Source organism: Pseudonocardia pini (assembly GCF_013870575.1).
Classification (GTDB): Bacteria; Actinomycetota; Actinomycetes; order Mycobacteriales; family Pseudonocardiaceae; genus Pseudonocardia; species Pseudonocardia pini.
Genome location: NZ_JACBXB010000105.1, coordinates 1 through 10,628, shown reverse-complemented (window position 1 = coordinate 10,628; position 10,628 = coordinate 1). Strand labels below are relative to the sequence as shown.

Below are 10,628 nucleotides of genomic sequence, written 5' to 3'. Positions count from 1 at the left end.
TCGACGCGCTGCTCGCCGCCGCGGGCACCGTGCGAGACGCCGGCCTGGTCGAGGCGGGCCGCCCGGGCGTCGTCACGTACTCGCGCAAGGTCTTCATCCCGCTGACCCGGCTCTGTCGGGACCGGTGTCACTACTGCACCTTCGCCACGGTGCCGCACCGCCTCGACGCCCCGTTCCTGGAGCGCGACGAGGTCGTGGAGATCGCCCGGCAGGGCGCGGCACAGGGCTGCAAGGAGGCCCTGTTCACCCTCGGGGACCGCCCCGAGGACCGGTGGCCGGTCGCGCAGGAGTGGCTGGAGGAGCGCGGCTACGGCTCCACGCTGGAGTACGTGCGGGCCTGCGCGATCGCGGTGCTCGAGGAGACCGGGCTGCTGCCGCACCTCAACCCCGGCGTGCTGTCCTGGGAGGAGCTGACCAGGCTCAAGCCCGTCGCGCCGTCGATGGGGATGATGCTCGAGACCACCGCCACCCGGCTCTGGTCGGAGAAGGGGGGCCCGCACTACGGGTCACCGGACAAGGAGCCCGCGGTCCGCCTGCGTGCCCTCACCGACGCCGGACGCGTGGGTGTCCCGTTCACCACCGGGATCCTCATCGGGATCGGGGAGACCCGGGCCGAGCGCGCCGAGTCGATCTTCGCGATCCGCTCCTCGGCGCGGGCGCACGGGCACATCCAGGAGGTCATCGTCCAGAACTTCCGGGCCAAACCGGACACCGCGATGGCAGGCGACCCCGACGCCGACCTCGACGACCTCGCCGCCACGATCGCCGTCACGCGGCTGGTCCTGGGCCCCAGGATGCGGGTGCAGGCACCGCCGAACCTCGTCGGGGACGAGTTCGCGCTGATGCTGCGCGCGGGCATCGACGACTGGGGCGGCGTCTCGCCGGTGACCCCGGACCACGTCAACCCCGAGCGGCCCTGGCCGGCGATCGAGGAGCTGGCCGAGCGGTCACGCGAGTCCGGCTTCGCGCTGCGGGAGCGCCTCACCGCGTACCCCAAGTTCGTGCTGGCGGGCTCGCCGTGGATCGACACGAGGCTGCATGCGCACGTCGCGGCGCTGGCGGACCCGGAGACCGGGTTGGCGAACGAGCAGGCCGTCCCGGCGGGCCTGCCCTGGCAGGAGCCCGACGGCGGTTTCGAGTCGTCCGGCCGCACCGACCTGCACGCCTCCATCGACACGACCGGGCGGACCGACGACCGGCGCGGGGACTTCGCGTCGGTGTACGGGGACTGGGACGAGCTGAAGGCCGAGCTGGCGGAGCAGCGGTCCCGGGCTCCCGAGCGGCTCCCCGGGGACGTCCGGGCGGGGCTGGACCTGGCCGCGTCGGATCCCGCTGCGCTGCTGGACCCGGCGCACCACGACGTCGCGATGGCCGTGCTGACCGCCGAGGGTCCGGCCCTGGCCGAGCTGGTCCGCCTGGCCGACGACGTCCGCCGGTCGGTCAACGGGGACGCGGTCACCTACGTGATCAACCGCAACATCAACTTCTCTAACGTCTGCTACGTGGGCTGTCGCTTCTGCGCCTTCGCCCAGCGCGAGCGGGACGCCGACGCCTACCGCCTCTCGCTGCCGGAGATCGCCTCCCGCGCGGTCGAGGCGGCAGGGGACGGCGCCACCGAGGTCTGCGTGCAGGGCGGGATCGACCCCAAGCTGCCGGTGACCTTCTACGCCGACCTGGTGCGCGCGGTGCGCGAGGCCGTGCCGGGCATGCACGTGCACGCCTTCTCGCCGATGGAGATCGTGTCCGCGGCGGCGAAGGCGGGCGTGTCGATCGAGGAGTGGCTGACCGAGCTCAAGGCCGCGGGGCTGGGCTCGATCCCGGGCACCGCCGCCGAGATCCTCGACGACGAGGTCCGCTGGGTGCTGACCAAGGGCAAGCTGCCCGCCGCGCAGTGGATCGAGGTCGTGACGACCGCACACGAGCTGGGCATCCCGTCGTCGTCCACGATGATGTACGGGCACGTGGACGAGCCGCGGCACTGGCTGGGGCACCTGCGCACGCTCGCGTCGATCCAGGACCGCACCGGCGGGTTCACCGAGTTCGTGCCGCTGCCGTTCATCCACACCAACGCGCCGATCTACCTGGCCGGGCTGGCCCGACCGGGCCCCACCGAGCGGGACAACCGGGCCGTGCACGCCTTCGCGCGGCTGGCCCTGCACGGGCGGATCGACCACGTCCAGTGTTCCTGGGTGAAGCTGGGGGACGACCTGGCCGCGGACATCCTGCGCGGCGGGGCGGACGACATGGGCGGCACGCTGATGGAGGAGACCATCTCGCGGATGGCCGGGTCGGAGAACGGCTCGGAGCGGTCCGTGGAGGAGCTCACGGCCATCGCCGCCGCCGCGGGGCGGCCGGTCCGCCAGCGCAGCACCACGTACCGGGACCCGGTGCAGCGGCTGACGCCCGCGCAGCCCGCGTTGCTGCCCCTCACACCTGCGTAGGCTGGACCCATGGGTGTACTCGGCGAGCTGTTCCCCAGCCCCAAGATCTCCGACGAGGCGGGCGAGCCCGGCGCGGGCGAGCCGCCGTTCCGGCTCGGGGCGATCGACCTCGAGAACAACACCGTGACGGTGCTCCGGCGAGACAGCGCCGCGGACGGCGTCTCCGAGTACGTCGGCGTGGACGCCGACGCGGACGGGGACTAGCTGTCCGGCTGCTGGTCCACGATCCGGGGCTGCTGCTCCGTGCGCGGCGCCGGGATGTCGTGGTGCTGGGCGATGCGGACCGCGTTGCGGCCCGAGTCCTTCGCCCGGTAGAGCTCGCGGTCGGCGACCGTCATCGCCTGCTCGACCGTGGTGCCGGGGGCGGAGGACACCACCGAGCCGCCCACCGAGATGCTGAGGTCGGAGATCGTCAGCGGGCCGTCGGGCGTCTCCACGGGGACGGCCAGGGTGGTCACCCGCACCCGGATCCGCTCGGCCACGGCGTGCAGCTCCACCGCCGCGCGCGGGGTGGGCAGGCCCGGCAGCAGCACCACGAACTCCTCGCCGCCGAACCGGCCGACGAGGTCGTCCCCGCGGACCTCGGCGCGGACGGCGTCCGCCACCGCGGCGAGGACCCGGTCGCCCGCGATGTGCCCGTGGGTGTCGTTCACGCGCTTGAAGTGGTCGAGGTCCAGCACCAGCATCGCCAGCGTGGACTGCTCGCGACGGGCGCGGTCGATGGCCTCGCTGGCCTTGGCGTTCCACGCCGTGGCGGTCAGCAGGCCGGTCTTGCCGTCCGTGGTCGCGGCCGCCGCCAGCTCGCGGTACATGACCGCCCGCTGCAGGACCAGCACCGGGACGAACGCGAAGAGCACGAACCACCAGGACACGGTGAGGGTGAGCGCGAGCATGGCGCCGAGGCAGAGCGTCGCGAGCTCGACGGTGATCTCGTCCAGCGCGCCGAACAGGTGCGACGGCGTGGCGTCCGGTGTGCTGACGGCCACCGCCAGGGCGATGAGCAGCGAGTTCACCGCCGCGTAGACCAGGGTCGCGGCGCCGAGGGACGCGATCCCGAAGACGCCGTCCGACCAGGCGGCGGTCCCGCCCGTCCCGGTGACGACCTCCTGCGCCGCGACCGCCGCGAGCAGCACAGTCGTGGTGGTGAAGGTGTGACGGAACAGCGGGAACCGGGCGGGCTTCCATACCCGGAACCACAGGTACGTGTAGATCACGACGATCGTGGCCGTGGCGAGCGCGGCAGGCAGCAACAACGCGGCGGCGAAGGTCCAGATGGTGGAGAGGTCGGTGTAGGACTTCTCGCCGACCCGGCGCCGGGCGCGCTCGACGCCCGTGGCCACCTCGGTGTGCACGATGCCCGCCGCGGCCAGCAGCACGGCCAACAGGAGCGCCCCGAACGAGGGGCGGAGGGTGGCCCAGGCGGACCCGACGAGAGCCACGGCACACAGCTCGACAGCAACCAGGACGGCGATCACCCGGCTGGGCTGGGACCACACCGCCCATCGGGTGATGCCGCACCTCCGTCGAGGTGACTGTGCCACGAGATGCTCTCCCGTCCGGTCAAGATGGATGATGTGACGACCCGAGCGTAGTCAGACGATCACTCGATCCGGATGCCCCGAGCGGGTACCGAATCACTATGTCCGACTACTCTGGGTGACGCATCTTCCGGGTGGACCACTTTCGGGCCTGGCGGAGACGCACCGCGAGGGGCGTACCCGCCCGTCTCGGCCGTCGTTGCCCGCTGTGTCGAGCGCCCCGGCCGCCCGCAACCCGGACGGCCGGTCACCGTTTGGTCGCCGATGGCCGACGAAGCGTTACGGCGGGAAGGGGGTGGGCGGATGGGGAGCGCAACGGTGAACCGTCCTCCCGGTGAGCCCGTGAACCAGGCAGGGCCCGTCCGTGGTCCGTTCCGGAGGGGAGGCCCCGTGCGCAATCGCGCCTGGTGAGCATCCGGCATTCCGTCGAAGGGTGCAATCCGAGGGGCCGAACTGCCTCACCGCCTCAGGTACCGCACCCTGACACCGCCCGAGCACCGACGATCGAGAGGACGCCCGAGATGCGCAACCGCGCCTGGTGACAGCCCGCCCGACCCGCTTCGACCCGAGAGGACAGCCCTGATGCGTAACCGCGCCTGGTGACACGACCCGCCCGACAGCCCGTCGACTTGGAAGGACCCGCGAGATGCGCAACCGCGCCTGGTGACACAGCCCGCCCGACAGCCCGTCGACTTGGAAGGACCCGCGAGATGCGTAACCGCGCCTGGTGACAGCCCCGCCCGACCCGCTTCGACTCGAGAGGACAGCCCTGATGCGTAACCGCGCCTGGTGAGACAGCCGCCCAGCCCGCTTCGACTCGAGAGGACGCCCCTGATGCGTAACCGCGCCTGGTGAGACAGCCGCCCAGCCCGCTTCGACCCGAGAGGACGCCCCTGATGCGCAACCGCGCCTGGTGACATAGCCCGCCCGACAGCCCGTCGACCCGAGAGGACCCGCGAGATGCGTAACCGCGCCTGGTGACAGCCCCGCCCGACCCGCTTCGACTCGAGAGGAGAGCCCTGATGCGTAACCGCGCCTGGTGAGACAGCCGCCCAGCCCGCTTCGACCCGAGAGGACGCCCCTGATGCGTAACCGCGCCTGGTGACACGACCCGCCCGACTGCCCGACTTGGAAGGACCCGCGAGATGCGTAACCGCGCCTGGTGACACGACCCGCCCGACAGCCCGTCGAACCCGAGAGGACACGCGTCATGCGCAACCGCGCCTGGTGACCACGTCGAACCCCACCCGCAGGACCCGAGAGAGGACGGCCACGTGCGCAACCGCGCCTGGTGAGCACCACACGCACCCCCCGACCACACACCTCCGGCCCACGCCCCCGCTCCCACATCCGGGCGGCGTCCGCGGCCGGCACCGGCTTCTCCCGCACCACCCGAAACGGTGGATCGGGATGCGCACACCGGCGGGGTGCAGCACTCTGACGACGACCGGCCACCGCCGAGCGACGACCGCCCGGCGACCCATCCGCATAGACTCTCCGGATCCGATCGCTCACGATCAGTATCGGTCGGGGGCCCGGGTGAACCGGGTGGTACGCCGGTGAGTCGCGTCGGGGGAGTAGTGCCGGGATCCACTTCGGGAACGAGCGTGTTCCGCATCGCGGAGTTCCGTGCCCTCTGGGCGGCGGAGCTCGTGTCGATCTGCGGGGACCAGCTCGCGCGGGTGGCCTTCTCCGTGCTCGTCTACGGCCGCACCGGCTCGGCCGCGTGGGCCGCCGTCGTCTACGCGTTGACCTTCCTGCCCGCCCTGCTCGGCGGCGTCCTGCTCGGCTGGGTCGCCGACCGCTTCCGCAGGCGCGAGGTCATGGTGGTCGCGGACGTCGCGCGGGCCCTGCTCGTCGTCCCGCTCGCGATCCCGGGGATCCCGCTCGCGCTGCTCTGCCCGTTGTTGGTCCTCGTGGTGGTCCTCGCCTCGCCGCACAGTGCGGCCCAGGGAGCCCTGCTGCCGGACGTCCTCCGCGACGAGGACGCCCTCGAGCGCGGGTTCGCCGTCCGCCAGATCACCAACCAGACTGCGCAGATCGCCGGGTTCGCCGTCGGCGGAGCGCTGCTGGTCCTGATCAGCCCCACCGCCGCGATCCTCGCGAACGCAGGCACGTTCCTGATCTCGGCGCTGCTCGTGCGGTTCGGCGTGCGCGCCCGGCAGGCGCCCGCCGAGCCCGGCGGGGACGCGGGCGGCGTGCTCGGCTGGCTGCGGGACATCGGCGCGGGGGCCCGGACCGTCTTCGCCCATCCCCGGCTGCGGACGCTCGCCCTCGCGGTCTGGCTGGTCGGCTGCTATGTGGCACCGGAGGCGCTCGCCGCCCCACTGGCGGACGAGCTCGGGGCGAGCACCGCCGCCGTCGGGTTGCTGATGGCCGCGGACCCGGCGGGCAGCGTGGTCGGCGCCGTCGTGGTCAGCCGGTGGATCCCAGAGGCCTGGCGGGAACGGATGATCATCCCGTTCGCCCTGCTGGCCGGGGTGCCGCTCGTCGTCTCGGCGTTCACGCCGTGGGTGTGGGCCGTGGTGGCACTGTGGGCGTTGACGGGGGCGCTGTGCACCGCAGCGCTCGTCCCGGCGCAGGCCGCCTTCGTCCGCACGACGCCGGACGAGATGCGGGGCCGCGCGACCGGGCTGGCCGCGTCGGGGCTGATCGCGGCCCAGGGGCTCGCGATCCTGGTGTGCGGGCTGATCGCCGAGGTGTCCGCCGCGACGACGGCCGTCGCGCTGTGCGGTGCGGGCGGGCTCGTCCTCGCCACCGGGCTGCTGGTCACCCGCGGGGCGCGCTCGGCGCTCTCGTCGGTGCCGGTGCCCGCGAAGTCGTAGCGGGCTACCAGGAACGGTTGCGCGACATGGGCGTCTCCTCAGGTGGGCCGCTGGTGATTGTTCCCGCGCAGGCCGTCATCCCGTGGGTGAACTCCATGGTCCCGACCGTCGCTCAGCGTGCATCTCCGCAGCTCGTCAGTGGTCCGAAGGGGTCGGTTGCACGTGTCGGCACAGCCGCGGGAAACCGGTCGTGCGGAGTTGAGAGACTAGGAACCATGACCGCCACGCGACGGCCCCGGGTGCTCTCGGGGATCCAGCCGACCGCCGACTCGTTCCATCTCGGCAACTACCTCGGCGCCGTGCGGCAGTGGGTGGCCCTCCAGGAGGACCACGACGCGTTCTACTTCGTCCCGGACCTTCACGCGATCACCGTCGACCACGACCCGGCCACGCTGGCCGCGCGCACCCGCAACGCCGTCGCGCAGCTGCTCGCCCTGGGCCTGGACCCGGAGCGCTGCACGATCTTCGTGCAGTCCCACCTGCCCCAGCACTCCCAGCTGACGTGGATCCTCGACTGCTACACGGGCTTCGGCGAGGCCTCGCGGATGACGCAGTTCAAGGACAAGTCGGCGAAGCAGGGCACCGACCGGGCCACGGTCGGGCTGTTCAGCTACCCGGTCCTGATGGCCGCGGACATCCTGCTCTACCAGGCCGACCGCGTGCCGGTGGGCGAGGACCAGCGTCAGCACCTGGAGCTGACCCGCAACCTCGCGCAGCGCTTCAACCAGCGGTTCGGCGAGACGTTCACGGTTCCGGAGCCGTTCATCCCCGCGGGCGCGGCGAAGATCCAGGACCTGCAGGAACCCACGGTGAAGATGAGCAAGTCGGCCTCGCAGCCCGGGGGCATCGTCGAGCTGCTGGACGACCCGAAGCGGATCGCGAAGAAGATCCGCTCGGCCGTCACGGACAACGAGCGCGAGATCCGCTACGACGTCGAGGCCAAGCCCGGCGTCGCGAACCTGCTGACCATCTACGCGGCCCTCACCGACCGCAAGATCACCGAGATCGAGGCCGAGTACGCGGGGAAGGGGTACGGGGACCTGAAGAAGGACCTGGCCGACGTCGTCGTGACCTTCGTTGAGCCGCTGCGGGAACGGGTACAGGAGTACTTGACGGATCCGGCGGAGCTCGACCGGGTGCTCGCGCGGGGTGCCACCCGAGCGGGTGAGGTCGCCGGCGCGACGTTGGCGGCCGTACACGAGAAGATCGGGTTCCTCCCGCCGACGACCTAGAAGGAGCGCCATGGCAGACGAGGCCCAGGAACCGACTGCCATGGAGAAGGCGCGTGAGCGATACCCCTGGCTGGACCACGTGGTCCGGGCGGGGGCGCGCTACACCGAGCGGCACGGGGACCACTACGCCGCCGCGATCACGTACTTCTCGGTGTTGGCGCTCGTGCCGATCCTGATGGTCGCGTTCGCGGTCGCCGGGTTCATCCTGCGCAGCCAGCCGGACCTGCTCGCGCAGCTGCAGGCGGGCATCACCGCACAGGTGCCCGGGCAGCTCGGCGACACGATCAACCAGGTCATCGCGCAGGCCATCAGCTCGGCGGGCGCGGTCGGGGTGTTCGGCCTGATCGGCGCGCTCTACTCCGGCATCGGCTGGATGGGCAACCTGCGCGAGGCGCTCTCCGAGCAGTGGGCGCAGCCGCCGGAGACGCCCAACGTCGTCAAGAAGACGCTGTTCGACCTCCTCGCGCTGCTGGGTCTGGGCCTCGCGCTGGTGCTGTCGTTCGCCGTGTCCGCGGCCGGGAACGCCTTCGGGGCGCTGCTCCTGGACCTGGTCGGGCTGGGCGACGTCGGCTGGGCCCGCTTCCTGCTCGGTGTGTTCGCCATCGTGCTGGGCCTCGGCGCGAACTGGCTCGTGTTCATGTGGGTGATCGCGCGGCTGCCGCGGGCGCCCGTCGCGGCGCGGTCGGCGGTCCGGGCGGCGGTGCTGGGCGCGATCGGCTTCGAGGTGCTGAAGCAGATCATGCAGATCTACCTGACGTCCGTGACCGGCTCGCCCGCGGGCGCCGCGTTCGGGCCGATCATCGGTCTGATGGTGTTCGCGTTCTTCATATCGCGGTTCATCCTCTTCGTCACGGCCTGGGCGGCCACGGCGAAGGAGAACGAGCAGGAGGAGCCGGTCGAGGTCCCGGCGCCGGCGATCATCCGCCCCGAGGTCGTGGTCCGCTCCGGCCCGAGCCCGGCCGCGGCCGCCGGCCTACTGGGAGCGGGTGCCGCGGTGGGTGGCCTGCTGGGCCTTCGAGCCCTCCGCCCCCGCCGCTGAGCAGCGAAGTCCCCGGTCCATACGCGCGATTCAGGTGGGCTCACGCGTCGGCAGCGGGGTCTGAGGTTGGGGCACTGGTCGCGGTTGTGCACGTTTCGTGCTCTCAGCGCGGCAAGATCGCTGGTTGGGTGCGCTCACAGCTGTCGTGCCAGCGCTGAGAGCACCCAACCGGCGATCTTGGGGTCGTGGCCGGGGGACGGCCAGCGTCGGATCCCGAGCCGGGTGGATCGGAAGCGGGGTCGGCCATGGAGTCGCGTGCGGACACCGCGGCACGCGAGTTGGACACCTCAGCGGGCGAGTCGGACATCGAGTCGCTCGCGTGCGCCCGGGCCCACCATTGGGCACGTTTCGTGCTCTCAGCGCGGCAAGATCGCTGGTTGTGTGCGCTCACCGCTGTCATGGCAGCGCTCAGTGCACCTCACCGGCGATCATGGAGCGTGGGATGCGCGACGCGCTGGCCTGCGGATCTCGTTCGGCGCACCCTTGATCGCTAGTTGCGTGCACTCAGCGCGGTTCCCACAGCAGCTAGTGCACCCAACCAGCGATCTTGCCGCGCTGAGAGCACGAAACGTGTGATCTTGGACCGCACCCCCCAGCACACGCTCCACCACCGGTGCAACGGCGCGGTGATCACCGTCTCTGCCCCATCGACGCCGTATACGGCACGGATGGCCCTGACACGATGATCACGGTGGAAGCGGGTCAGCGGCGGCGGTGGCGGAGGGCGAGGCTGCCCAGCCCGACCACGACGACCACTCCCGCCGCCCCAGCCAACCACAGCTCCGAGCTGGGACGCTCCCCCTCGACGGCCGCGGCGGGTGGCGGCTCGGGGGTGGGTGGTGCCACCGGGACCGGGCGGGCGTCGACGAGGGTGCCGAGCGAGGTCGTGGGCGGCAGGGCGAAGCCGTAGTCCAGCAGCGCCGTGGCCTGGGCGACCATCCGCACCGGCTGGTGCTCGCCGCGGACCAGCGCGACCACCAGGCGTCGGCCGCCCCGTTCGGCCGCCCCGACGAAGGTGTGTCGCGCCGCGTCGGTGAACCCCGTCTTCCCGCCGATCGCGCCGGGGTAGCGCAGGAGCGGATCGTCGTTGGAGAGCACGAAGCCCGGTCTGTCGGCGAAACCGGGGAAGGGCACCGTGCGGGTCGCGAGCGTCTCCCGGACCAGTGGGTCCCGCAGCGCGACGCGGAACAGCAGGGCCAGGTCGTAGGCCGAGGAGGACATGCCCGGCCCGTCGAGCCCCGACGGCGTGGCGGGGCGCGTGTCCAACGCCCCCAGCTCCTCGGCCCGCGTCTGCATCGCCGCGAGCGTGGCCTGGGTGCCGCCCATCGTGCGCGCCAAGGCCGTCGCCGCGTCGTTGCCGGAGTTCAGCAGCAGCCCCGCCAGCAGTTGGCGGACCGTGTACCGCCCGCCGGGGCCGATGCCGGCGCGGCTGCCGTCCACGTCGACGTCCTCCTGCACCGCGACGATCTCGAGGTCCGGATCGAGCCGGTCCCGGACCACCAGCGTGGTCAGGATCTTCAGCGTCGACGCCGGCCGCTGCCGACCGTGCGGGT

The 10,628-nt window shown here is 72.1% G+C and carries 7 protein-coding genes; 5 read left to right on the top strand and 2 right to left on the bottom strand.

Annotated elements, in window-relative coordinates:
* Together H5J29_RS09230 and H5J29_RS09225 are read left to right on the top strand one after the other, a co-directional pair.
* Positions 1-2,441: bifunctional FO biosynthesis protein CofGH (locus H5J29_RS09230; protein WP_181780507.1), on the top strand; the 2,441-nt coding region annotated here is incomplete at its 5' end.
* 9 nt (positions 2,442-2,450) lie between these two features.
* Complete coding sequence (locus H5J29_RS09225; protein WP_181780506.1) at positions 2,451-2,645, top strand: hypothetical protein; 195 nt, start codon at positions 2,451-2,453, stop codon at positions 2,643-2,645.
* Here the strand turns inward: H5J29_RS09225 and H5J29_RS36175 are convergent.
* The gene (locus H5J29_RS36175) at positions 2,642-3,880 is read right to left on the bottom strand and encodes a GGDEF domain-containing protein (protein ID WP_181780505.1); all 1,239 of its coding nucleotides are present in this window, start codon (positions 3,878-3,880) and stop codon (positions 2,642-2,644) included. The two genes, H5J29_RS09225 and H5J29_RS36175, sit on opposite strands and share 4 nt — an antisense overlap.
* Before the next feature lie 1,706 nt (positions 3,881-5,586).
* Between H5J29_RS36175 and H5J29_RS09215 the strand changes: the two genes are divergently transcribed.
* The 3 genes from H5J29_RS09215 (at position 5,587) to yhjD (ending at position 9,075) form a co-directional block, all read left to right on the top strand.
* Entirely contained in the window at positions 5,587-6,804 is a 1,218-nt protein-coding gene (locus H5J29_RS09215; RefSeq protein WP_181780504.1) for an MFS transporter, read from the top strand.
* A 215-nt stretch (positions 6,805-7,019) separates the two neighbouring features.
* Entirely contained in the window at positions 7,020-8,036 is a 1,017-nt protein-coding gene (trpS, locus tag H5J29_RS09210; protein WP_181780503.1) for a tryptophan--tRNA ligase, read from the top strand.
* A 10-nt stretch (positions 8,037-8,046) separates the two neighbouring features.
* On the top strand, positions 8,047-9,075 hold the full coding sequence (gene yhjD / locus H5J29_RS09205) for an inner membrane protein YhjD (RefSeq protein ID WP_181780502.1): 1,029 nt from the start codon (positions 8,047-8,049) through the stop codon (positions 9,073-9,075).
* A gap of 702 nt (positions 9,076-9,777) precedes the next feature.
* Here yhjD and H5J29_RS09200 read toward each other — a convergent pair.
* A partial coding sequence (locus H5J29_RS09200) for a D-alanyl-D-alanine carboxypeptidase family protein (RefSeq protein ID WP_181780501.1) occupies positions 9,778-10,628 on the bottom strand: 851 nt, incomplete at its 5' end.

Bases quoted from the DNA above. Each gene is read 5' to 3' on its own strand.
- trpS (WP_181780503.1), top strand. From the start codon at position 7,020: ATGACCGCCACGCGACGGCCCCGGGTGCTCTCGGGGATCCAGCCGACC.
- yhjD (WP_181780502.1), top strand. From the start codon at position 8,047: ATGGCAGACGAGGCCCAGGAACCGACTGCCATGGAGAAGGCGCGTGAG.
- H5J29_RS09225 (WP_181780506.1), top strand. From the start codon at position 2,451: ATGGGTGTACTCGGCGAGCTGTTCCCCAGCCCCAAGATCTCCGACGAG.